General features: G+C 58.8%; 20 protein-coding genes. 10 read left to right on the forward strand and 10 right to left on the reverse strand.

Features of this window, described 5'->3' with window-relative positions:
* The first annotated feature begins 184 nt into the window (after nucleotides 1-184).
* The gene (locus tag AC1Q6Y_RS10115; RefSeq protein ID WP_492624502.1) at nucleotides 185-1312 is read left to right on the forward strand and encodes a sensor histidine kinase; all 1128 of its coding nucleotides are present in this window, start codon (nucleotides 185-187) and stop codon (nucleotides 1310-1312) included.
* Nucleotides 1313-1333: 21 nt separating this feature from the next.
* Here the strand turns inward: AC1Q6Y_RS10115 and AC1Q6Y_RS10120 are convergent, their stop codons facing one another.
* Entirely contained in the window at nucleotides 1334-1639 is a 306-nt protein-coding gene (locus AC1Q6Y_RS10120) for a chaperone modulator CbpM (RefSeq protein WP_057712199.1), read from the reverse strand.
* Nucleotides 1640-1666: 27 nt separating this feature from the next.
* Nucleotides 1667-2614, reverse strand: coding sequence for a DnaJ C-terminal domain-containing protein (locus AC1Q6Y_RS10125; RefSeq protein ID WP_057712200.1), 948 nt, complete (start codon nucleotides 2612-2614; stop codon nucleotides 1667-1669).
* 298 nt (nucleotides 2615-2912) lie between these two features.
* Between AC1Q6Y_RS10125 and AC1Q6Y_RS10130 the strand changes: the two genes are divergently transcribed.
* Nucleotides 2913-4187, forward strand: a complete 1275-nt coding sequence (locus AC1Q6Y_RS10130) for an Hsp70 family protein (protein ID WP_492624503.1) — start codon at nucleotides 2913-2915, stop codon at nucleotides 4185-4187.
* Nucleotides 4188-4311: 124 nt separating this feature from the next.
* Here the strand turns inward: AC1Q6Y_RS10130 and AC1Q6Y_RS10135 are convergent, their stop codons facing one another.
* The 4 genes from AC1Q6Y_RS10135 to AC1Q6Y_RS10150 all read right to left on the reverse strand — a co-directional run bounded on the left by AC1Q6Y_RS10135 (nucleotide 4312) and on the right by AC1Q6Y_RS10150 (nucleotide 11280).
* The gene (locus tag AC1Q6Y_RS10135; RefSeq protein ID WP_056725372.1) at nucleotides 4312-5325 is read right to left on the reverse strand and encodes an AI-2E family transporter; all 1014 of its coding nucleotides are present in this window, start codon (nucleotides 5323-5325) and stop codon (nucleotides 4312-4314) included.
* A gap of 249 nt (nucleotides 5326-5574) precedes the next feature.
* The gene (locus AC1Q6Y_RS10140; protein ID WP_340312286.1) at nucleotides 5575-5883 is read right to left on the reverse strand and encodes a PsiF family protein; all 309 of its coding nucleotides are present in this window, start codon (nucleotides 5881-5883) and stop codon (nucleotides 5575-5577) included.
* Between the two features lie 90 nt (nucleotides 5884-5973).
* Complete coding sequence (locus tag AC1Q6Y_RS10145; protein WP_492624504.1) at nucleotides 5974-10395, reverse strand: dermonecrotic toxin domain-containing protein; 4422 nt, start codon at nucleotides 10393-10395, stop codon at nucleotides 5974-5976.
* Between the two features lie 102 nt (nucleotides 10396-10497).
* The gene (locus AC1Q6Y_RS10150) at nucleotides 10498-11280 is read right to left on the reverse strand and encodes an AraC family transcriptional regulator (protein ID WP_090452866.1); all 783 of its coding nucleotides are present in this window, start codon (nucleotides 11278-11280) and stop codon (nucleotides 10498-10500) included.
* Nucleotides 11281-11377: 97 nt separating this feature from the next.
* Here AC1Q6Y_RS10150 and AC1Q6Y_RS10155 point away from each other — a divergent pair, with 97 nt between their 5' ends.
* Nucleotides 11378-12265, forward strand: coding sequence for a DMT family transporter (locus AC1Q6Y_RS10155; protein ID WP_090452864.1), 888 nt, complete (start codon nucleotides 11378-11380; stop codon nucleotides 12263-12265).
* 113 nt (nucleotides 12266-12378) lie between these two features.
* Here AC1Q6Y_RS10155 and AC1Q6Y_RS10160 read toward each other — a convergent pair whose 3' ends face one another.
* The 3 genes from AC1Q6Y_RS10160 to AC1Q6Y_RS10170 all read right to left on the reverse strand — a co-directional run bounded on the left by AC1Q6Y_RS10160 (nucleotide 12379) and on the right by AC1Q6Y_RS10170 (nucleotide 14310).
* Entirely contained in the window at nucleotides 12379-13269 is an 891-nt protein-coding gene (locus tag AC1Q6Y_RS10160; protein ID WP_090452862.1) for an esterase/lipase family protein, read from the reverse strand.
* A gap of 96 nt (nucleotides 13270-13365) precedes the next feature.
* Nucleotides 13366-13671 (reverse strand): DMT family transporter, encoded by a 306-nt coding sequence (locus AC1Q6Y_RS10165; RefSeq protein WP_046039891.1) that lies wholly within the window; start codon nucleotides 13669-13671, stop codon nucleotides 13366-13368.
* Nucleotides 13672-14310: an FMN-dependent NADH-azoreductase gene (locus AC1Q6Y_RS10170; RefSeq protein ID WP_057712206.1), complete on the reverse strand. Its 639-nt coding sequence runs from the start codon at nucleotides 14308-14310 to the stop codon at nucleotides 13672-13674.
* A gap of 109 nt (nucleotides 14311-14419) precedes the next feature.
* On the opposite strand from AC1Q6Y_RS10170, the gene AC1Q6Y_RS10175 reads away from it, so the two are divergent.
* The 3 genes from AC1Q6Y_RS10175 (at nucleotide 14420) to AC1Q6Y_RS10185 (ending at nucleotide 17082) form a co-directional block, all read left to right on the forward strand.
* Nucleotides 14420-15334, forward strand: a complete 915-nt coding sequence (locus tag AC1Q6Y_RS10175; protein ID WP_167362848.1) for a LysR substrate-binding domain-containing protein — start codon at nucleotides 14420-14422, stop codon at nucleotides 15332-15334.
* A gap of 205 nt (nucleotides 15335-15539) precedes the next feature.
* The gene (locus AC1Q6Y_RS10180) at nucleotides 15540-16310 is read left to right on the forward strand and encodes a hypothetical protein (RefSeq protein WP_057712208.1); all 771 of its coding nucleotides are present in this window, start codon (nucleotides 15540-15542) and stop codon (nucleotides 16308-16310) included.
* Between the two features lie 82 nt (nucleotides 16311-16392).
* Complete coding sequence (locus AC1Q6Y_RS10185; protein WP_492624505.1) at nucleotides 16393-17082, forward strand: hypothetical protein; 690 nt, start codon at nucleotides 16393-16395, stop codon at nucleotides 17080-17082.
* 67 nt (nucleotides 17083-17149) lie between these two features.
* Here AC1Q6Y_RS10185 and AC1Q6Y_RS10190 read toward each other — a convergent pair whose 3' ends face one another.
* The gene (locus AC1Q6Y_RS10190; RefSeq protein WP_492624506.1) at nucleotides 17150-19219 is read right to left on the reverse strand and encodes an AsmA family protein; all 2070 of its coding nucleotides are present in this window, start codon (nucleotides 19217-19219) and stop codon (nucleotides 17150-17152) included.
* Nucleotides 19220-19606: 387 nt separating this feature from the next.
* Here AC1Q6Y_RS10190 and AC1Q6Y_RS10195 point away from each other — a divergent pair, with 387 nt between their 5' ends.
* The 4 genes from AC1Q6Y_RS10195 (at nucleotide 19607) to AC1Q6Y_RS10210 (ending at nucleotide 22339) form a co-directional block, all read left to right on the forward strand.
* Entirely contained in the window at nucleotides 19607-20077 is a 471-nt protein-coding gene (locus AC1Q6Y_RS10195; RefSeq protein WP_057712211.1) for a hypothetical protein, read from the forward strand.
* 172 nt (nucleotides 20078-20249) lie between these two features.
* Nucleotides 20250-20882 (forward strand): TetR family transcriptional regulator, encoded by a 633-nt coding sequence (locus AC1Q6Y_RS10200; RefSeq protein WP_057712212.1) that lies wholly within the window; start codon nucleotides 20250-20252, stop codon nucleotides 20880-20882.
* 285 nt (nucleotides 20883-21167) lie between these two features.
* Nucleotides 21168-21668: an urease accessory protein UreE gene (ureE, locus tag AC1Q6Y_RS10205; RefSeq protein WP_057712213.1), complete on the forward strand. Its 501-nt coding sequence runs from the start codon at nucleotides 21168-21170 to the stop codon at nucleotides 21666-21668.
* On the forward strand, nucleotides 21665-22339 hold the full coding sequence (locus tag AC1Q6Y_RS10210; protein WP_492624507.1) for an urease accessory protein UreF: 675 nt from the start codon (nucleotides 21665-21667) through the stop codon (nucleotides 22337-22339). The genes ureE and AC1Q6Y_RS10210 overlap by 4 nt, the downstream gene beginning before the upstream one ends.
* Nucleotides 22340-22362: the final 23 nt, after the last annotated feature.

The following is a 22362-nucleotide window of genomic DNA, read 5'->3' on the forward strand; positions in this document are numbered from 1 at the left end:
AAGTCCAAATTACTGTTGGGCCAAGGCTGAAAAAAGGCCCGCAAGGTTCGAAAATCAAGGAGCCATCGATAGATATGTACCACCAGAAATGCCTGCGGTTATGCCGCTGCATGAGCGGTCGTGTTTTTTCCGGCAAAGGGACTACTATTCGAATCGCTGTCCCCGATTTGCTCAGGTAACCGCCATGCGTCTTTCCGAATTCATCGTGTTACATGTTGATCGCATCGTCGATGAGTGGGAGCAGTTCGCCATGACCATCACCCCGGCCGCCGAAACCATGGACAGCGCTGCCTTGCGCGACCATGCCCGGTCGATCCTGCTGGCCTCGGCGCGGGACATGTGCAAGCCCCAGACACCTGCCGAACAGGCGGCCAAGTCGCGCGGCGAAGGACCGGAGAAAACCCCCAGCCTCGACGTGGCCGGTGCCAGCCACGGCGAACTGCGCCATACCGTGGGTTTTGATCTGGTGCAAATGACCAGTGAGTTCCGTCACTTGCGCGCCTGTGTCATCCGCCTGTGGGTCAACAGCCTGCAATCGCCTGACCTGGCCTACTTCCAGGACATGATCCGCTTCAACGAAGCCATCGACGAAGCCCTGGCGGAGTCCACGGCCACTTATGCCGAGCAGGTCAATCGCTCTCGGGACATTTTTCTGGCGATCCTCGGCCACGACCTGCGCGCGCCCCTGCAGGCGGTGAGCATGTCCACCGAACTACTGCTGCGCAAAGCCGTGCTCGAAGGTGATGCGCTCAAGTGCGCGGTCAATATCCAGCGCAGTACCGGGCACCTGGCGGTGATGGTCGGGGACTTGCTTGAACTGGTGCGCAGCCGCCTGGGCAAGCGTCTGCCGATCGAGCCGGCGCCCATGGACCTGGCCGAAGCGGCGCGCGAAGCGATTGCCCGGGCCAGTGCCGGTCAACCGGAATGCGAACCGACCCTGGATGTACAGGGTGACACGCGTGGCACCTGGGACCAGCGCCGGCTCGATCAGATGCTGCAGAACCTGATCGGCAATGCCTTGCAGCATGGTTCAAGCAAACGCGAGGTGAAGTTGACTCTCAAGGGGGAGATCGACAGTGTCCGACTGACAGTGCACAACGACGGAGCCCCGATCCCCTCCGATGCGATCCCGACCATTTTCGACCCGCTGGTGCGCAGCGCCAGTGAAGGGCTCGGCGAACCTACTACCAGCCTTGGGTTGGGGTTGTTTATCGTCAAGGAAGTGGTCGACGCCCATGAGGGGACGATTGAAGTCAGCTCCCATGAGCTTGATGGCACGACGTTTACCGTGGTTTTGCCTAGAAAGGTCTGATGCTTTTGTGCTTGTTGGAAATCATTCGACCACCAAGCGCCCCAATCGCTGCTTGAGCATGCGGTTCTCGGCCCGCAATTGCTGGACTTCTTCAAGCAGGTCCAACGCCAGGGCGACGCCTTCCCATTCCAGGTCCAGATCGCGCCGCAGCTTGGCGGCGCGCTTGGCCAGGGTCAGCTCGTAGTCGTTGAAAACCCAGTCCTTGGGCTGAGCGCCCTGAGGTTCGAGGATGCCGTGCTCGACGATTTCGATCACGTAGACGTCCGACAACTCGGTCGCCTCACAGAATTCGGCCATGTCCAGTTGAACGATCAGGGGACTGCTCATAGTCAGTGACTCCTCGGTTCCAAGGGATCAGAAATGCTCTCGCGGGTCGAACGCGGCTTTTTTCGCCAGCTCCTGCCACAGGGCCTTGATGTCATCGTCGGATTTCTTCGGCATCACGGCCTTCAACTGCACGAACAGGTAACCGCGCTCACCGGCCTTGTTCATCAGGCCATGGCCCTTGGCGCGCATGCGCTGGCCGTTCTGGCTGCCGGCCGGGACCTTGAGGTTGATCTTGCCGGTCAGGGTCGGCACGGCGACTTCGGCGCCCAGCGCCAGCTCCCACGGTGCCAGTGGCAAGGTGATAATCAGGTTCTCGCCTTCGACGTCGAACTTCGGGTGCGGCGCAAAACGGATCGTCAGGTACAGGTCGCCATTGGCCCCGCCACCCACGCCCGGAGCACCCTGCCCCTTGAGGCGAATGCGCTCACCGTCGCTCACACCGGCCGGAATCTTCACGTTCAGGCTTTTGCTGGTGTTGCTCACATGCTGGCCGGCCGCGTTGTACTGAGGTACCTGGAAGGTCACCTTCTTCGACTCGGTCGACAGCGTTTCTTCGAGAAAGACCCCAAGTTCCATTTCCACGTCCTGCCCTCGACGTCCGGTGCTGCGACGCGACTGTCCACCACCACCAAAACCTGGCCCACGGTTACCGAAGATCGAACTGAAGAAGTCCGAGAAATCGCCGGTGTCCTGGCCACCGCCACCGAAGCCACCACGGCTCTGCCAGCCCGGAGGTCCCTGGAACGGTTGGCCGTGCTGGCCATAGCGACGCAAGTCATCATATTCGGCACGTTTGTCGGCGCTTTTCAGCGCTTCATAGGCTTCCGAGGCATCCTTGAACCTGGACTCGGCATCCTTTTCCTTGCTGACGTCGGGGTGGTATTTGCGCGCCAGCTTGCGATAGGCGGCCTTGATCGCCTTGTCGTCTGCGGTCGGCTCCACACCGAGAATCTTGTAATAGTCTTTGAAGTCCATCGAGGGAATCACCATCCGTTATCAGAATCGCGCCACAGGCCACAGCATGCGCTTGTTTGCAGCCATTGGTTTGACCGATCTCAAGTTTGTGACCGGGCGGCGCAGCAGAAGTTTATCGGCAGCAGGCGGGGCTTCTTGCGAGCACTCCCGCGGCTGTCCGGTTGATGCAGGGTAGTTTGGGGGGGATGCCCCATCTTTCAAGGCATTGCCTGCGAAGAATTAGCAGATAACCGGCCTTCGAATCTGGCGCGCTCTGACATACACTGCGCGGCCGTTTTTTAACCGGAACCTGAAAGACATGAACAACGCATCTCCAGCCCGTGCCTTGGGTATCGACTTTGGCACGTCCAACTCCACTGTCGGCTGGCGGCGCCCCGGCGTGGAAACGCTGATCGCGCTGGAGGACGACAAGATCACCCTGCCGTCGGTGGTCTTCTTCAATATCGAAGAACGTCGCCCGGTGTACGGCCGGATGGCGCTGCACGAGTACCTGGAAGGCTACGAAGGCCGCCTGATGCGCTCGCTCAAGAGCCTGCTGGGTTCCAAGCTGATCAAGCACGACACCAGCGTCCTGGGCACGGCGATGCCGTTCAAGGACCTGCTCGGGCTGTTCATCGGTCAACTCAAGAGCCGCGCCGAAGCCGCCGCTGGTCGGGAATTCGAAGAGGTGGTACTGGGTCGGCCAGTGTTCTTCGTCGACGATGACCCGATGGCCGACAAGGAAGCCGAAGACACCCTGGTAGACGTGGCGCGCAAGATCGGCTTCAAGGAAGTCTCGTTCCAGTACGAACCGATTGCCGCCGCGTTCGACTACGAGTCGACCATCGAGAAAGAAGAGCTTGTCCTGATTGTGGACATCGGCGGTGGTACATCAGACTTCTCGCTGGTGCGCCTGTCGCCAGAGCGTCGGGGTGTGGATAACCGCCACGAGGACATCCTCGCCACCGGCGGTGTGCACATCGGCGGAACCGACTTCGACAAACAGCTGAGCCTGCAAGGCCTGATGCCGCTGTTCGGCTACGGCAGCCGCATGAAGAGCGGCGCCTACATGCCGACCAGTCACCACATGAACCTGGCGACCTGGCACACCATCAACTCGGTGTACTCGCAAAAGTCGCAACTGGCCCTGGGCAGCATGCGCTATGACATCGAGGACACCGGCGGCATCGATCGCCTGTTCAAGTTGATCGAACAGCGCGCCGGACACTGGCTGGCCATGGAAGTGGAAGAAACCAAGATCCAGCTGACCCACGCCGACAATCGCCACGTGCCGCTGGATCGCATTGAAGCGGGCTTGAGCGTGGACCTGAGCCGTGCGCTGTTCGAGTCAGCCATCGAGAGCTTGCTGGAGCGGGTGCGCAACAGCGTCACCCAATTGCTGGCAGACGCCGATGTGCGGGTCGATCAGGTCGATACGGTGTTTTTCACCGGCGGCTCGAGCGGGATTCCGGCGCTGCGCAACAGTGTTTCGGCGATGTTGCCGAATGCACGGCATGTGGAAGGGAACATCTTTGGCAGTATCGGTAGCGGTCTGGCGATTGAAGCGGCCAAGCGTTACGGCTCTATGGACTGATCCAGAACCGAGGTGCCTCTATCGCGAGCAAGCTCGCTCCCACATTAGTCCTGCGAGCACAGGTCCATTGTGGGAGCGAGCTTGCTCGCGATGCGGCCAGATCAGCCAACAAAGATCCAGCGGATCAAACCATCCCCACCTGCTTCAACTCACTCTTGAGATACGCGTAGTAAATCGGCCCCGCCACCACCCCCGGCAGGCCGAACGCGGCCTCGAACACCAGCATCGCCAGCAGCAACTCCCACGACTTGGCACTGATCTGCCCGCCGACGATGCGCGCGTTGAGGAAGTATTCGAGCTTGTGGATAACAATCAGGTAACCCAGCGCCGCCACAGCGACCCAGATCGACAACGACAAACCGACGATGGTGATCAGGGTGTTCGACATCAGGTTGCCGATCACCGGCAGCAGGCCGAGCAGGAACGTCAGCACGATCAGGGTTTTGGTCAGCGGCAGCTTGATACCGAACATCGGCAAGATCACCGCCAGGAAAATCCCGGTGAAGACGGTGTTGAGCAGGGAAATCTTGATCTGAGCGAACACGATGTTGCGAAACGCCTGGACCAGCAGGTGCAGACGTTCGAACAACGCCGCGGCCAGCGGTTTGCGCTTGGTCAGGTCCGGCACGCGCTGCAAGGCAATGATCGCCCCCAGCACCATGCCGATCAGCAAGGTCACGAACATGTGCGCCGCGTCCTTGCCCACCAGTTGCAAATCACTGAGGTGTTTGCTGACCCATTCGCCAATCGCCACGCGGAACTCCGCGGCACTGGCCGGCAGATAGGCGTCGATGAACGGCGGCAATTGCCCGCGCGCGCGGTCGACCACTCCCATGAACTTGTCGAGGGACGCGCCGGGGTTTTCCGCCTCGTGCAGCAGGAAGCTGAAGGCACCGGCAAAGATCAGCGACAGCACGCTGACAATCAGAGTCCCCAGCAACGCCACCGCCAGCCAGCGCGCACGCCGGCCTTCGATCAGCCGTTGCAGTTGCGGGGTGAGCATGTTGACCAGTTCGAACACGAGCAACCCGGCGAGCAGGCTGGGCAGCAACCGCAGCGGCAGGACCAGCAGCAGTCCGCCAAAAATGATGACCCAGCTGATGACCAGCAAGACTTGACGCTGAGAAAACGTTGGCATACAGCCTCAAAAACGAACGGCGTAAAAAGGATTGGCAGTCTGCCAGCGATCCGGTGCGAGCACTAGGGATTGTGTGGGGCGACCTTAGTGGTGGTTCAGGATTTCTTGCAGCGCCTTCTGCGGCCCCATCGTCGGAGCGCCGCCCGGAGCAAGCTCGCTCCCACAGTGGAACTGAGTACACCGGACAAATGTGGGAGCGAGCCTGCTCGCGATGGAGCCAGCACAGCCACCACTGCCCTTGAACCGATCTTATTTCTTCTTCAGGCAATCACTCATGAACGCCTTGCGCTCGTCACCCTTGAGGGCTTTGGTGGCGGCGTCGGCGTTGCAGGTCTTCATCTTCTCTTGCTGTGGGGTCAAGGCTTTGCCGGCATCGTTGGCCGCCGGGGTGGCCTTGAGGCAATTGCTCATGAAGGCTTTGCGCTCATCGCCCTTGAGGGTTTTTGCAGTCGCCTCGGCGTTGCAGGTGGTCATCTTGTTCTGTTGGTCTGTGGCGGCGAAGCTTTGGGAACAGAGCAGCAAACCGATCATCAACAAAGGGGCACGCATTATCTTCATGGAGTTTTCTCCGTGTCGCCGCATCGAGAGATGCGGCATTCACGAGGAGTGTAGTCAAGCCTTGTTACACCTTCCTCCAGCCACAGATGATCATTCGCCCGGTGAGGTACCAGCGGACTGTTGCTCCAGCAGGTTCCTGAAGGCGTGTTGATAGTCTCGCCAGGCTGACAGGCGCTTTTCGATCACGGAAACCGGCAACCGCTCGAACGACACCCAGGCTTCCCCAGGCAAACTGTATCGTGTCGCCAACGTCTTCAATGACGTGAATTGAGCATAAGCCCCCGACTTGTACAGCTTGTTTACGGTTATCTGCCTGATGGTGTTATCGCGGGAAACCTCCGGCAGCGCCGTCGGGCCTGCCGGCACATCGTTGATAAAGGCAAAATCCGCGCTGGCCGGACCAGGCTCAAGGGTTGCAATGGGCGGCAGTTCAAACTTGAACTGACCATTATCCGCCGTATGGGCGGCAGGGAACTCCGGCCACGAATCGGCAACCACCAGTTGCTTGAGATCGGTCAAGTCATCGCCAATGACCACGTACTGATGATCGAATGCGGTGGCTTTGACGAGGTGGATCCGCGAGGTTCTCGGTTGGCTGGCCAGCAGCGCGAAGGTCACCTTGGAGTTTTCCGAACAATTGCCACCCTTGATTTCAATGGCTTTACGCGCGTGTTCGGCGAGAGACAGCTGTGCGGTGAATTGGCCTTGCTGCAGATCCAGCCCTCGCAACCCCTTGATTTTCGCGATCGCTGAACCGCCGTTTTCCCAGATGCTCGGCAACTGGTTGCCCGACAGAGGCAACAGTTCTTTGGCTCGATGGATGGCACGCTGTGCCTGTCGCAGATTGGCCATGACCTGGGGTGTCACTTCAATTGGCTGCGCGGCCGTCGTGACGTCGCTTTCAAGGTCAGCGGCATACTTCTGCAACGGCACCCATCGGTCGCTGGACACCGGGAGGTTTTCCCGCACGGCGCGTTGCAGTGCCTGATAGTCATCGAGCCGCCCGGTTTGCTCGAGATCGCGCGCGCGGGCGCCCAGATTGCGCTCGGACTCCGTGAGCTCTACCAGACCGTGTTTGGTGAACAACCGTTCGACCAATGCCTTGAACTGCTCAGGCGGCATCAGCTTTTGCAGATCGGGCAGTACTTCAATACTTTGTACCGTTCGCAGATTGGAGCCATCGGCATTCGCCTTGTTGAGTCCATTCCAGAGTAATTTCCAGCAATCGTCGGGCAAGCTTTCTTCCATCAACTTGAGCCCGCGCAGATAGTTGTATCGTTCGAACGAGGGGACGCTCGGATGGAACGCACCATCGACAAAAACCAAGCCGCGTCGCTCGACGTCCTGCAGTTGCGCAATCTCACCGGTCACGGTGGGAGCACCTCCGCGCAGGCGCATGATTGCCGGATCGAATGTCAGAATTTTCAGTTCCGGCAAACCGGAAAGAACACTTAACAGCCTGTAGGGTTTCAGGGCATGGTCGCGCAATGCAGCCTTCAGGACCGGGCCCTGACCGATATGAATCCGCAACGCATCACGCTCGACATCGGGTACTGCCTGCAGGATTGAGGTAAACATATCACCGCCCGAATGCAGGGCATTGCCTTGCTCGTCGCAAGCCTGGAACACCCCGTTTTCGCTTAAGACGAGCGTACGCCGGATGGCGGCATCCTCGGGGCCGATGCTGTCCAGTTGTTGGCCATCGAAACGGTAGTGACGCAGCTCGATCCTCACATTGGCATTCCAGCCCGGCAGGTTTTCCAGGGAATGCAACGCCAGGGCGTCGAAGTCCGGATTGTCGACCGACTCCAGATAAAAACCCTCGTACGCACGGCTGATCCGCACGTCCCTGAGCGCCCAATCGGCGCACCCTTGCAGTCGCTCGGGAAGCCTGCGCAGCTTGAGCGCCTGCAACTCCTCCGGGCGCGCCAGCGCGACCAGCTCTTGTGCAACGACACCGGGCATTCCTGGAACCTCGCCCTGGATGAACCTTGCCTCGGCACTGGCGGCTTGCCCGACATCCCGGTAACGTTTGTCGAACAACGAGGCCTTGCGCCGACCTGCCAATTGCGCGAGTTGCCCCCTCAAACGCGTGGCATTTTGTGTGCGGCTGCCGACCGGTGCATCAGGCTCATCACCCAGCAGTTGCCGGGTCTCGGCATCATCGAGAAACAACAGCAAGGTGTCGATCAGGTCGGTATCCGCCAGTTGGTTCACAGAGAAAGAGACAGGTTCGTCATCGACCCCGATGGTGTACAGCACTCGTCCATCGGCCCCCTTGAGCTCAATCGCTCTGCCGGGCCACAAGCCGTCCAGCAATTGAAACTGCCAGAGCGGGTCGGCCTGCAAATAATCCTGTGCACGGGCGCTGCCGATGTTTTGGATGAAGGTGTGGATATCCCGGTCGATCCGGAACCGGGTCACCGTATCGCTGAGCAAAGGGATCGCCCGCTCGTTATCGGCGTACATGCGTACCAGCGCACCGACATCGGCACGGCTGACAGTGCGAATGTCGCCGAACTTGTCGGTCAACCCCTCCACCGACGGACCGAGTCGCTTGATCAGCGCATCGGCATCCCAGGTGTGAGGTGTTTCACCCTCGATTACAAAAGCGCCAGTACCGTTACTCTCCGCCACCGGCTGATAGGCCTCGGGACGGGTCGGATGCTGAACCCGGTGTTTGCCGGTTTGCGAATCGAACTTGAGTTCGAAATGATCATCGTCCAAAGACAGAATCTGCCGGCCCTGATGCTGATGCAGACCGTAAAGGTCAGGTTTGGAATCCGTCGCCAGACGCAGGTTTTGTTGCAGGTACGGCTGCAGATTTTTCCCCCATAGCCGCTGCTCACCGTTTCGGAGCGTGACTTGACGGGCGCCTTCGAGGAAGGACGACAGCCTGGGCTTCACCACTTGAGTGGCGATAGCACCGCCCACGGCAAACGTGCCCAACTGAACCAGGTTTTCAGCGACGCCGACCAGATGTTCCGCCGCTTCAACGTACTCGCCCTGGGTGAGTTCAACGACACCTTCCACGACCCCGTCTACTAGTTGATAAGCGATATACCCCAGCATGAGCTCCCCGAGCACCGGGACAAAGGGGGTCGCGACGAGCAAGGCAACCTGCATGATGTCGGAGAGCATTTTTTCCAGGTTTTCGATCCACGCCCAACGTGCGGCACTGTCCGCATCGGCGGTGGTCACGGCCAGCGCGCGCCCGTCGGCAAAAATCTTGTCAACTTGCTGCTGATAGAGATAAACCCACGGATCGCCGTTATAACGGCTGACGGTATCGTTTTCGAACGATACCGCGGCTATCCGCAAATCGGGGCGATCTACTTGAGTTTCGCGCCAGGCAGGCAGATTGGAGCCCGGTTGTGTGCCGTGGTAAGTGATTTCCCACAGTTTCGCGTTGAGCGCGGCGAAGAAATGACCACGCTGGTAATGATCCACGAATCGACTGAAAAACGCCTGATAGCTGCGCCGGGAAGCGCCGGATGCCTGATCGTTGCCCCGTAGCTGGTGAGTCAGTTCGAGCGCGAACTCGGCCGTCGAGGCATACTCTTTCAGCGGATGCTCGGGATCGTGCGGTACGTAGGCAATGACGCGCCGGACATTCGCACCGGGGATATCGAGATCGGCGGCGATCAGTACAATCCCGGTCAGACGGGTGTCGAGCATGCTCAAGTGGTAGAAACGTACGGGACCGCCATCCCACACCAGTCCCTTTTTACCCAGGACCATGTTCAACACGGTCAGGTAGGCCGCTGCCCCGATGTCCTTCTTCATCAATGCCAGATGTGCTGCAGCTTTCATGGCGCTTTTCTGACTGGCGACGATGCGGTGCTGCACCGCCTCCCGGACCATGGCACCTTCGGGAGCCAGATAACTTTCCAGATACTTTTTATATTGGGACCCGATATCAAGAGTTCGGCACAGCGTCTTGAACTGTTCGATCGTTATTCCCAACTTCTTTATTTCAAACCGCCCGATGTCGTCGGGCCTGGTGATAAATGCAGAGTCGCTGGTAAATACTTCGCCCTCGGCAAAATTTTGCAGAGACGCGTTAAGTAACGAGACAGTTCGACTGCCGACACCGCCGGTGACATTGAATGCCCAAGCGGATGTTTTAGCCGAAAAATACAACCGCAGAAAAATTTCACGAACATCGACCACTACACCGAATTGCTTCTTGAGGGCATTGGTCAGCAGTGGCTGGGCAAAGGATTCGGCATCTTGCAGCTTCCCGAGCATCCGGTCGACCTGGTTCTGCGCCTGCCAACTGACCTTTGTGGCTTCTTTCGCTGCCACATGTTCCGTATGGGACGCCGCTTTGCTCCAGGCGGGAATAACTTTGGGTGTGTTGCGTAAATCACCCACCCGCTGAAGCGAAGAATCGACAATCCAGTCGGGAATGGCGCTTTTGATAAAGTTGTAGTGAGTACTGTGCTCTTGGTTTATATCGAAATAATCTTGGCTACTCGCAGACTTCAACAACAAATTTTTCACAATCATTACTCGCAAACTTAGAGAGAGGATCGAAGCCTACAGCGCCCCAATTCTGTTCCCATGAAGTTTGTTTCGGATAATGCTGTATGAAAATTCTTAACGAGTGCGTTAAAACTTCTTGTTGCGTCGATAGTAGTCGGGCGTGCACCCGGCCTGACGCTGGAACATCGCGATAAACGCCGAACCGGTGCTGTAGCCCATGTCGAAGGCGATTTCCTGAATGCTGCGATGGCTGTCCAGTGCTTCAATCGCGGCCAGGAATCGCAGACGCTGACGCCACTCACCAAAACTCATGCCCAACTCGCGGACAAACTGCCGCGCCAGGGTCCGTTCACTGACGTGAACCTGCGCCGCCCAATGCGCCAAGGGCCGGTTGTCACCGGGTTCGGCTTGCAGGGCCTCGCATATGCCCAGCAGTCCCGGTGTGCTGGCATAGGGCAGGTAACACTCATGCACCGGCGCCTGTTGCAACTGATCCACCAGAACCTGAGCCAGGCGTTTATCCGCGGCCTGCTCGGGAATTTTGACGTCACGGACGGCGAAGTCCTTGAGGATCGCCTTGAGGATGTCACTGATGGCGAGCGTGCAGGCCTGTTGTGGCAGATCCTCGCAGACCGCCGGCGCCAGGCAAACGGCACGGTAGTTGATCGGCTGGTGGCTGTAGAAACTGTGCTCGATTTCGGGGGGCACCCACACCGCGTATTGCGGCGGCGAGAGGAAACGGCTGCCGCCGACATCCATGTGCAACACCCCGTGGGCCGCATACTCCAGAGTGCCCCACGGATGACGGTGCGCAGCGGCGAATTCGTGGGTATTGAAATCGGCGTAGCGGAAGTACACCGCCGAAGGCAATTCGCTGAAATCCAGCAGATCGATGTGTTTACTGCGCATGCTGTCCGTCATCAGGGGCCGGTTGTCTGGATCGAAGTATAGGCTTGCATCCAGACAAGCGGATAATTGCCCTTCATTAACGTTCTGGTTTTTCCCGATGCAATACGCTTATCCCCTGCTGGCCATTTTTATCTGGGCCGGCAACACCGTGATCACCAAAATGTCGGCCGGGGCGATCTTCCCCGCCGAGATCGGCTTCTACCGCTGGCTGCTGGCCGGGATGCTGTTCACGCCCTTCATGCTCAAACCGGTGCTCACCCATTGGTCGCAGATCCGCCCGAAACTGGGCAAGATCTTTGTCCTCGGTGTGCTCGGCATGGCGGTCTATCAAAGCCTGGCGTACTTCGCCGCGAGCCTGACCTCGGCCACCAACATGGGCATCATCCTGTCGCTGATGCCACTGATGTCGCTCGCCATGGCGATCATCAGCCTCGGCCAGCGCCTGACCATGGGTGCCCTGGCCGGTGCGGTGCTGTCGTTTGCAGGTGTCCTGGTGGTGGTGTCGTCCGGCAGCCTTGGCACATTGCTCGAACACGGGGTCAACCTGGGCGATGCGATGATGCTGATCGCCACCCTGGCCTACGCGGTCTACAGCACCCTGTTGAAAAAGTGGCAACTGAAACTGCCGCCGCTGGTGCTTCTGTATCTGCAGGTGCTGGTGGCCGTGGTGGTGCTGTTCCCGCTGTTCATCGCCTCACCGAAAGTCGGCCCGACCCTGCAGAACATTCCACTGGTGCTGTACGCCTGCCTGCTGGCTTCGATGGTCGCGCCGCTGGCGTGGATGCAGGCCGTGGTGCGTTTGGGACCGAGCCGGACCACGCAGTTTTTCAATTTGCTGCCGCTGATTACCGCATTGATTGCGGCGGTGGTGCTGCATGAGCAACTGGCGATGTATCACCTGGTGGGCGGGGTGTTGACCTTGGGCGGGGTGATCGTTTCCGAGCGTTGGACGACGGTGTTGGGGCGCAAGGTCAGTGTTGCCTGATCTGACGCCATCGCGAGCAAGCTCGCTCCCACAGGTGTTGTGTCGAACCCGTCTGTTGCGAACGACCGAAAACCTGTGGGAGCGGGCTTGCCCGCGATGAACGATAACTCGGTCTAAAGCCCCGCCGCATTCAACCGCGCCGCATGCTCGACAAATAACCGGATCGGCTCAGCCCCCTTGCCCACCAGCCCCAGCGACTGGTTGACGATATCGAAGTGATCCAGCGGATACTCATCGCCAATCACCGTGCCCAGGTGCGAGCTGTAGCGCCCGACCATGCCGTCGCAATGCCCGGCTTCGCGGACGAAGGTTTTAGCGAATAACCGACAGCTGCGGTTGGTGCCATCCAGCAGGTTGCGCCCGCGATCGGTAATGCCCGGTTGCAAGGTGCCGGACCAGGAGTAATAGCGCACGCCGTTGACCTCCTCCGGCCCATGACCGCCCCAGGTGTCGGGCAGCCCCTGTGGATAACGCTGGTTGAACAGCGCGACGCCAGCGCTGGTGAGGGAGTGATGGGACGCATGGATATCCACCGGCAGCTTCGGCCCCCGGTAACCGGTATCCAACAACCCCATCAGCGCGCCGACGATCCGCAGCAAAAAGCACAGCAGACGACCACGGACGCTCTCGTGGGGATAATGTTCGTGCAGGTAATCGGCGAGCTCCGAACCATGGTTCGGCCCCGCCACCGAGGTCACCGATGCCACCAGGTCCGGGCGCTTGGCCGCTGCATAACGGGCGGTCAGCGAGCCCTGGCTATGACCGATCAGGTTGACCTTGTCGGCCCCGGTTTCCCGCAGGATTTCTTCGATACGCGCCAGCAATTGCTCGCCGCGCACTTCGTTCGAATGAAGCGGCGATACCTGCACCGCGAACACCACCGCACCGCCGTGGCGCAACGCCTCGACGATCCCGTACCAATACGGATAAAGCACCAACCGGATGAACCCGAGCATTCCCGGGACCAACACCAGCGGGTAGCGCGGGGCAGAACCTTGCGACATGGGCGGACATCCTTGTGGTCGGGCGGTGACGCAAGGCTGGATGCAAGACATCCGCCAAGCATCATCAGCGAAGATGACAAGTCTATGTCATCCGCCCTACTTCAACCCTACCACGCCCGCCACGATCAGCCCGACCGAAACCAGCTTGATCACGGTCAGGCTTTCACCCAGCAGCGCGAAACCGAGAAACACCGTGCCCAGCGAACCGATGGCGGTCCAGATCGGGTACGCAATGCTTACCGGGAGCTCGCGCATGGCCAGAGTCAGAAAATAGATCCCGCCCACAGCGGCCACTACGGTGACCAGCGAAGGCCAGAGCCGGGTGAAGCCCTCGGCGTACTTCATGCCCATGGCGAAGGTGACTTCGAACCCGGCGGCGACCAGCAGAAACAGCCAGGCCATCTAGAACTCTCCGGCCAGCGCCAACAAGCGCTGCTCAGCCTCGGCGGCAGAGATTTGAAAGCTGCGCTCGGCGGACTCCTCGCCCTCGGCAGCCACCACGGTGACGTCCGTGATGCCAATGAATCCAAGCACCGTACGCAGTAGCGTGTCGGCATGGTTCATGGCTTCCAGCTCGCCGCCCGGGCCAAAACCGAAGCCGCCACGGCTGGTGATGATCAGGGCCTTTTTACCCAGCACCAACGGCTCGTACTGGGCCACGCCATTGTCCAGGGTGTGATCGAAGGTCACCCCCACCCGCACGATCTGATCGATCCAGGCTTTCAAGCCGCTGGGGACGCTGAAGTTGTGCATCGGAGTGGAAATCACCAGCACATCATGGCCAAGCAGTTCGCCGACCAGTTCGTCGCTGAACGCCAGATCGGCCTGCATCGACAGCGGCCGAGCGGCGGGCTCGGGGTAAAACGCGGCGGCCACGAATGCCTCGTTGACCGGCGGAATCAGCGCACGACCGACTTCGCGTCGGGTCAGTTGCGCGTGTGGATGACGGGCCTGCCAGGCCGCCAGAAACACTTCGGCCAAACGCCGGGAGTGCGAACGATCACCACGGGGGCTGGCGTGAACAGCAAGAATTCTACTCATCTGTCTCTCCGCAGGGCTAAACTCAAACGGCTTGTGGTTTGCAGCTTGAGGCTCACTACCGTCCTCGCTCAAATGAGCAGAAATCAGTCTGGATGAATCCATTTCATCCATGGAGTGTTCAATGTTCGCCTCGTTGCCGCTGACCGCCCTGCGAGCTTTTGAATCAGCCTCACGCCTGCTGAGCTTCAAGGCTGCTGCCGAAGAACTCTCGGTGACGCCGACGGCGGTGTCCCACCAGATCCGCTCACTGGAAAGTTGGCTCGGTGTGCCATTGTTCGAGCGTCTGCCGCGCCAGGTGCGCCTGACCGAATGCGGCGAACGGCTGTTCCAGAGCCTGCATGGGGCTTTTCTGGAAGTGGCGCAAAGTGTCGATACACTGCGTCCGCAACGCAGTGGCGCCAGCCTGACGGTCTCCACTACCGCCGCCTTCGCCGCCCTGTGGCTGGTGCCACGGTTGGGACGTTTCTACGCCCGACACCCGAACATCAACGTGCGCCTCGATACCCACTGCGAAGTCATCGATCTGCATCAGGACGCCAGTGTCGACCTGGTGCTGCGCTACAGCCTCGATGATTACCCCAACCTTTACGGCCAGTGCCTGTTCGATGAGTCCTTTGGTGTCTACGGTTCGCCTGAACAAGTGGCCCTGGCGTCGAGTCGCGCTCCGACGCTGATCAGCGTGCGCTGGCACAACTCCAAACTCTATGCCCACGGCTGGGAGGCCTGGTGCGCTCGCTCCGGCGAAACCTGGCTGGGCGGTCGGCCGGCCGTGCGCGAATACGACGAAGAGCATTACGCCCTGCAAGCGGCGATTGCCGGCCAAGGCCTGGTGCTGGCAAGCAATATTCTGGTGTCGGAAAGCGTGGCCAGTGGTCTGTTGTTGCCGTACCGGGGGGAAATCCAGGTCGATGGAGCCGGCTACAGCGCACTGTGCGTGCCGGGGCGTGAGCGACATCCACCGGTTCGGGCTTTTTTTGCGTGGTTGCGTGAGGAGGCATTGTTGTCCGGGCATGCGGTGCGCTGATCAGCGCCTCGACAACAGTTCAAGTGTTTCAAGTTTAACGACTGCTTAAGTTCACCACTACGAATTAGAACAATCACAAACGCCGAATAACAAACACAACTAAAACCTGAAGTTACAAACCAAAACTAGACTTTTAAATCTATAAACCTACTCTAACAACCACAGCCAGCCGGCTGCTCACACCAATAAGTAAAGGATTACTTTCATGCTACTTGAACAACGACTCGAATTTATTGATTCCCTGCCAGCATTACCTATCATCACGCAGCGCTCGGCACCTGTATTTTCTACGCTCTTGAACAAACCTGAACATGATATCAACAAACCAACTGCCAGCGTCATGCCTGATACTATCGATGCCTTCCTGCCCGGCGTTTCGCAGGAAATCATCGACGACGTCAATTTGTGCAAACTGGTCATGCAAAACGCCGCCACCAAACTCTACCCCGAAGATGAAAAACTCTTCGAGTGGTATCGCTACTATGTTGACGGCCTGAGCAAACTGGGCTGGGTGACTCAAAACCGGAACATCCAGGAGGTCACGATCAAGAGAGTTGGCCTGACGATGGATCAGGTTGCCCTGGAAGTGGCTGCAGGATTGATTGGCGGTAATGCGGCTCAAATACTGAGCAACGTTGCGAAAAAAGCAGTTGAGATGGTGCAAAACAATCCGGGTGCCATCACCATTTTTGAGAAAAACAAAAAGCTTGGCACTCAGGCAAAATTCGATATCGCACCCATCTGGGTCGATAAAAATGGGCAACCCAACATGATCCTTAACTGCATATCCCTCGATGCGAGGGAAAGCACGCGCGGTATCCTGTTCTGGAAATCGACCCGACAGTCCACCACTATCAAAACAGGTGCTGTTCGTACTCACCTTGATATTAAAACGTTCTCCGGGATACGCAACGCCGTATATAAAAAATATCAGGCAGACGGACAAAAATTCATCGAAAACCTGCCGGACTTCTAATCGCTTTACCACATATTTAAATCGGCAATAAAATTGCCGATTTAAATATGCTACCGCGCAAGCCTCTGCGCAGGAAAAACTTATGAAAAAAGCACCGTTCGATATTTACCTAGTCAATGGAAACATCACGATCTTTTGCGGCTCGCACACGGACAGCTTTAAGAAAGACATACTAGCCTCCAGCCTGCTGGGCGATCTGGTGGCCTCAAAGAAAAGTGGCAACCGTGAAATATCGTGGCCAGCTTATACAGATACCGTTCAAAAAGTCGGCTGGGCTGTTGGCAGCCGAGCGACTCAGCAACTCAAATTTGAAAACAGCAGCCTTTTAAATATTGTTGAGCAAAGCACCGGGAGTGCCCTGCCACAAGATGAACGGCTAGCGCTGGCCAACGCATTTGAGCAACTGACAAGACTCCAGCCTGACTCACTGGCGGTCAGGGCAATCGTCGAGAAACTCCAAAGTAACGCCACCGTGAGCAATGCCTACGCAGACATAGCGGTTTCCACGGCCGCATTACTGACGATCATTCGCAACAATAAGACCGTGGTAACCCTGCAAATGGCGTTCAAAACAGATCAGGAGATTGCAATCGATATTCTCGACCAGCCGGTTTTGAGCGTCACCCACGAACACAAGACCAACATTTGGCTGATGAGTAGCGTCCTGGATGGGCGCTTTTACAATCAGGTAAGAGATGACGTTCTCAAGAAAGTGGGGCTTAACATCGAAACAAAACTGCTGCATATCCCTGCCCCCCCCGGCTTGAATTGAATGATCCAGCCTCGCAAGACGTTCAAGCGCCCCTGAATCGGAGCGTTTGAACTGTCTCCGGCAACCTTCAGTTTTTTACCGTCTTCGGCGCCTTGCCCGCCTTCATCTGCTCCAGCAACGGCGCGCACTGGTTCGGCTCGCCGCCACTCGGCGCTATCAGCGCCAACAACCCTGCCGCCGGTGCGGCGATCACGCCTAACGCGACCATCCCGGCTCCACGCAACATCAACGGCACGGCCTTGACCCCCGCATCGGGCTTGATGAACTTGCCCCGCACGTACAGTGGCGAACGCAACGAAATCAAACGCCAGCCCTTTGATTCCGGGGTGATGGTCAGGTCCAGTTGTTCGGTCGCCATGTTCGCCGTGCCATCGATGTAAACAATGGCGTTCTCGGTGTCGAACACAAACAAGCGGGTACTCGCCAGGCCGGACTGGATGCCGAAGTCGGCGGCGGCGCAGTTGATCTTCACTTCCTTGTCGCCAAAGATCTTGCCGACCACGTAGTTGCCGACGTTCAGCCCGGCCAACTCCATCAATTCGCGACTGATAGCACCATCGTTGATCAGCATTTTCAGATTGCCATTGGCGCTGCCCAGCAGTTTAGCCACCGAATTGCCGTGCCCGCTGATATCACCGTCGCCGTTGAGTTCGCCGAAACTGGTTTTCATCGGTTCAAAGCCGGGGAACAACTGCTTGAGCTTGAAGCCTCGCGCCGTGAGTCTGGCATGGCCCTCCAGCGGATCGGTGTGGCCGTTCAGGCGAATCTGCGCATCCAGCTTGCCGCCGGCCACGCCGAAACGCAGCGGCTCGAGGCTGAGCACGCCATCGGTGAGTACCAGATGGGTATAGAGATCGTTGAACGGCAGTTTTTCGCTGTGCACGATGCGCTTGCCGGTGAACTCGACATCGGCGTCCATATCGCGCCAGCGATCGGTCTTGAACTCTTCGACCGGCAGCACTTTGTCCGCCGGTTGTTTGCTGTCACCGCCTCGGGCCTTCTGCTCGGCGTTGGAGTCGGCACCAATCAGCGGTGCCAGGTCGGCGAACAGCAATTGATTGGACAACAGCGAACCGCTGAGCTTTGGCCGTGGCTGGCTGGCCACGTAGGTCAGGTTGCCATGGATGTCACTTTCACCGATCTTGCCGTTGAATTCTTCATAGTGGAACACCGCGCCACCCGGCTCGTGTAACTTGGCGATCAGATGGCCGTCGGTGGCATAAGGTGGCGTGTCCGGCAGGATCACGCCGGTCAGAGGGTAGAGATTACCCAGGCTGGTACCTGCCAGTTTCAGGCGCAGGTCCAGGGCGCCGAGGTTCAGCGGATCGGTCAGGGTGCCGGCCAGTTCGACGCTGGAATCGGCGATTTTTACCTGTGCCTGAAGCGGAAACGGCCGTGCCGCGTCCTGCAACGCCAACAGCCCGCCAATCTTGCCCTGGCCCGCGAGTTTCTGGCCGTGGTACTGGCCGTTGACCTTCAGGGCGAATGCATAGTCCTGGGGTGACGAACCCTTCTCCTGCGCGGCTTTCACCGCTTTGTCGCCCACGATATCGCTGAACGGAATCGGCTTGCCCAATGGATCGATCAGTACGTCGAGTTGGGTCTTCAGGTTCTGGTCGTCGAGGGTGACATGCCCCTTGTCAAAGCCGACCGCTCCGATATCCACCACCCAGCTCGAAGGCTCGGCGTCCGGGTCCTTTGGGTCGAGTTTGAAGGTCCAGTTGGCGCGCCCGTCAGCCAGGCGTTGCAGGTGGGCATTGGGCTCGGTGAGATCGATACGCGGGATCACCACCAGCTGCGCCAGCAATGCCAGGGGTGAAATACGCAGCTCCACCCGTTTGAGGGTGACCATCTGTGGCTGTTTCGACCAATCGGGATTGCCCAGGCTCAAGTCTTCGGCCAACACATGAGGCCACGGTACCCAGGCGCGCCAGCCGCCTTCATCGGGCTCGGGTTGCCAGACCACCGACAGATTGCCGTTGATGGCGAAAGCGCGGTGCAGCTCTTCGGAAACTTTGGCGTTGAGCGGCGCTTTGATCCGGTTCCAGTCGAAGAACACGATGATCAGCACCAGCATCACCAACAAGGTAAGGAAAGTGGAAAGGGTCCAGACCAACGTCTTTTGAGTGCGCGTCATTGCACAGGGCTCCTGATACGACCGAGCGCCCCGACTGCGACGCACATGTGAAACGGTGAGCCGCAAACGGCTCGCCATGCAAACTACGACTGATAAAAACCCGACAGGTTTAATCGGTAGACCGATTTCGCCGATTTCGCCAAGTCCAATACTGACCAGTCGGTCGACCTGCGTTACCGGACCTGCACTTTTGCACAACACAGGTGGGTCGAAAACACCCACAAAAGTGCAAGACAACTCGCCGGAAACGCCCGGCCTAGGGCCTCCGCAGCAAACAATCAATTCCGTTGATTATTACCATTGCGTTTATGAACTTTCATATCGATTTATCGAGAGTAGCATTGCTCTCGTACCCACTTATTCGCACCCCCACGGAGCAAAACAATCATGAAACGCCAACTACTGCTTAGCCTTACACTTTCGATGCTGGCCAGCACTGCCTTTGCCCTGCCAGCAGCTGACCAGGCCACCCCACAAGTGAAACAAGACCACTCGGTGTTCAGCCAGACCGTCGCCGCCGATGGTTCCGACCGCACCCCACAAGGCCAGACCCTTGCCGAAGGCGGTAATGATCGCCTGAAAGAAAAAGGCCTGATTACTCAGGATGGCTCGGACCGTACTCCACAGGGCCAAACCCTGGCTGCCGATGGTTCCGATCGTACCCCACAAGGCCAGACCCTTGCCGCTGACGGTTCGGATCGCACCCCACAAGGTCAAACCCTGGCTGCTGATGGTTCCGACCGTACTCCACAAGGCCAGACCCTTGCCGCCGACGGTTCGGATCGCACTCCACAAGGTCAAACCCTTGCTGAAGGCGGTGGTGACCGCGTGATCGAACGCAACAGCGCCGTGAGCTAAGCTCCATGGCCGCCTTGAAAAAAAGCCCAATCCCCGGATTGGGCTTTTGAATTTTCATAGGCTCGCTCGATAGATGCCACACATCCCCGCGTGATCCCCCCACAGTCGTTCGACGCCGGCAAAGCCGATTTGCTAGAGTGCGCCGCGTCCCTGTCCAGAAAACGCCCTTGCGATGCTGCCCCGCGCCGAACAGAAACAACAAACCCGTAACGCCCTGATGGACGCTGCCCGGCGCCTGATGGATGGCGGCCGAGGATTCGGCAGCCTGAGCCTGCGCGAAGTCGCGAAAACCGCCGGCATCGTACCGACCGGTTTCTACCGCCATTTTGCCGATATGGATGAATTGGGCCTGGTACTGGTCAGCGAAGTCGGCCAGACATTCCGCGAAACCATTCGCCTGGTACGACACAACGAATTCGTAATGGGCGGCATCATCGATGCCTCGGTGCGGATCTTTCTTGATGTGGTTAGCGCCAACCGTTCGCAGTTCCTGTTTCTTGCCCGTGAGCAGTACGGCGGTTCAGTGCCGGTGCGCCAGGCCATCGGCCGTTTGCGTGAAAACATCAGCTCGGACCTGGCGGCGGATTTGTCACTGATGCCGAAACTGCAGCATCTGGACATCGCCGACCTGAGCGTCATGGCGGATCTGATCGTCAAGAGCGTGTTCGCCACCCTGCCGGACATCATCGATCCGCCAGCCGAAGCCTTGCCAGAGCACCTGACGCCCCAGGCGAAAATCACCCAGCAGCTGCGGTTTATCTTTATCGGCCTCAAGCATTGGCAAGGGCTCGGCAGCACTGAGTAACTTTCTGTGGATGAAATCCCTGTGGGAGCGAGCCTGCTCGCGATGAGGGCATGACATCCACCATCGATGTGACAGTTCCACCGCCATCGCGAGCAAACTCGCTCCCACATTAAACCTCGCCGCTTTAACTTGGTGCGCAAACCAAAAACAACGCACCAACTTCAACCAAAATACTCACTCCATCGATACCAGTCCTACGCCACCGTCAGGCATTTCCTACACATCATGCCGATTGGCAAGCCCCTTGCTCTAGCCTGAGCATTGTCCATTGCTGGAAGCCTTCCGATGCTGGTGATTCATCGCAGAATCGACCCTCAACCCGTTTGGGCCGCCGAACTGCACCTGACGTTCGAAGCCCGCAGCAAAAGCCGATTGCGCTGTTTCAGTGCCGAGGGTGAAGACGTCGGGTTGTTTTTGGAGCGCGGCCAGCCGCCGTTGCGTGACGGCGAATGCCTGCAAGCCGAAGACGGGCGAATCGTGCGTGTCTGCGCCCGCCCCGAACAATTGCTGCACGTCACCTGCGCCAATGCCTTCGAACTGACTCGCGCGGCCTATCACCTGGGCAATCGCCATGTCGCCCTGCAGGTCGGCGACGGCTGGTTGCGCCTGCTCGACGATTACGTGCTCAAGGCCATGCTCGAACAACTCGGTGCCGTTGCCGTGAACATCGAGGCGCCATTCCAGCCGGAACATGGCGCCTACGGCGGTGGCCATCACCACTCGCGTCACGGCGATGAAGACTTCAACTACGCGCCGAAACTGCACCAGTTCGGCGTACGCACATGAACCCGGCCTGGGCGCTGTTGCGCCTGGCCAGTCCGCAATTGCCGATTGGCGGCTACAGCTACTCCCAGGGGCTGGAAATGGCTGTGGACAACGGCCGTGTTCACGACCCCGACAGTGCGCGACGCTGGATCAGCGATCAGTTGCTGCTGAATCTGGCACGCTTCGAAGCACCCTTGCTGCTCGCCCATTGCGTGGCCGCCAGCGAGGAAAACTGGGACGAATTGCTGCAACGCTGCGAGGAACACCGCACCAGCCGCGAAACCCGCGAGCTGCATCAGGAGAGCCGGCAGATGGGCTACTCGTTGCAGCAATTGCTCAATGGCTTGCCGGAGCTCGACGCCCCCGCCCGCGCCTTCCTCGAACAGCGCAGCAAGCCACATCTGGCCCTGGGTTGGGCGCTGGCCGCGCGCGCCTGGCAGATCAGCCCGCAGGACGCCCTGGCCGCATGGCTCTGGAGCTGGCTGGAAAACCAGTTGGCGGTGCTGATGAAGACCCTGCCCCTGGGTCAGCAAGCCGCCCAACGCCTGACCAGCGAACTGTTGCCGCTGCTTCAACAAGCTCAACAGAACGCCACTCAAATCGATCCCGATCATTACGGCAGCGCCGCTTTCGGCCTGTCCCTGGCGTGTATGGGCCACGAGCGCCAGTACAGCCGTCTGTTCCGTTCCTAGGGCCATTTACTTTGGAGAATCAC

This window comes from Pseudomonas sp. GW823-FHT06E10 (assembly GCF_058794995.1).

Coding starts and splice junctions, on each gene's coding strand:
- AC1Q6Y_RS10160 (WP_090452862.1), bottom strand. CDS start 13,269: ATGTCGCAAGGTTCTGCCCCGCGCTACCCGCTGGTGTTGGTCCCGGGA.
- AC1Q6Y_RS10210 (WP_492624507.1), top strand. CDS start 21,665: ATGAACCCGGCCTGGGCGCTGTTGCGCCTGGCCAGTCCGCAATTGCCG.
- AC1Q6Y_RS10190 (WP_492624506.1), bottom strand. CDS start 19,219: ATGACGCGCACTCAAAAGACGTTGGTCTGGACCCTTTCCACTTTCCTT.
- AC1Q6Y_RS10200 (WP_057712212.1), top strand. CDS start 20,250: ATGCTGCCCCGCGCCGAACAGAAACAACAAACCCGTAACGCCCTGATG.
- AC1Q6Y_RS10185 (WP_492624505.1), top strand. CDS start 16,393: ATGAAAAAAGCACCGTTCGATATTTACCTAGTCAATGGAAACATCACG.
- AC1Q6Y_RS10180 (WP_057712208.1), top strand. CDS start 15,540: ATGCTACTTGAACAACGACTCGAATTTATTGATTCCCTGCCAGCATTA.
- AC1Q6Y_RS10120 (WP_057712199.1), bottom strand. CDS start 1,639: ATGAGCAGTCCCCTGATCGTTCAACTGGACATGGCCGAATTCTGTGAG.
- AC1Q6Y_RS10170 (WP_057712206.1), bottom strand. CDS start 14,310: ATGAGTAGAATTCTTGCTGTTCACGCCAGCCCCCGTGGTGATCGTTCG.
- AC1Q6Y_RS10145 (WP_492624504.1), bottom strand. CDS start 10,395: ATGATTGTGAAAAATTTGTTGTTGAAGTCTGCGAGTAGCCAAGATTAT.
- AC1Q6Y_RS10135 (WP_056725372.1), bottom strand. CDS start 5,325: ATGCCAACGTTTTCTCAGCGTCAAGTCTTGCTGGTCATCAGCTGGGTC.
- AC1Q6Y_RS10195 (WP_057712211.1), top strand. CDS start 19,607: ATGAAACGCCAACTACTGCTTAGCCTTACACTTTCGATGCTGGCCAGC.
- ureE (WP_057712213.1), top strand. CDS start 21,168: ATGCTGGTGATTCATCGCAGAATCGACCCTCAACCCGTTTGGGCCGCC.
- AC1Q6Y_RS10175 (WP_167362848.1), top strand. CDS start 14,420: ATGGAGTGTTCAATGTTCGCCTCGTTGCCGCTGACCGCCCTGCGAGCT.
- AC1Q6Y_RS10115 (WP_492624502.1), top strand. CDS start 185: ATGCGTCTTTCCGAATTCATCGTGTTACATGTTGATCGCATCGTCGAT.
- AC1Q6Y_RS10165 (WP_046039891.1), bottom strand. CDS start 13,671: ATGGCCTGGCTGTTTCTGCTGGTCGCCGCCGGGTTCGAAGTCACCTTC.
- AC1Q6Y_RS10155 (WP_090452864.1), top strand. CDS start 11,378: ATGCAATACGCTTATCCCCTGCTGGCCATTTTTATCTGGGCCGGCAAC.
- AC1Q6Y_RS10140 (WP_340312286.1), bottom strand. CDS start 5,883: ATGAAGATAATGCGTGCCCCTTTGTTGATGATCGGTTTGCTGCTCTGT.
- AC1Q6Y_RS10125 (WP_057712200.1), bottom strand. CDS start 2,614: ATGGACTTCAAAGACTATTACAAGATTCTCGGTGTGGAGCCGACCGCA.
- AC1Q6Y_RS10150 (WP_090452866.1), bottom strand. CDS start 11,280: ATGCGCAGTAAACACATCGATCTGCTGGATTTCAGCGAATTGCCTTCG.
- AC1Q6Y_RS10130 (WP_492624503.1), top strand. CDS start 2,913: ATGAACAACGCATCTCCAGCCCGTGCCTTGGGTATCGACTTTGGCACG.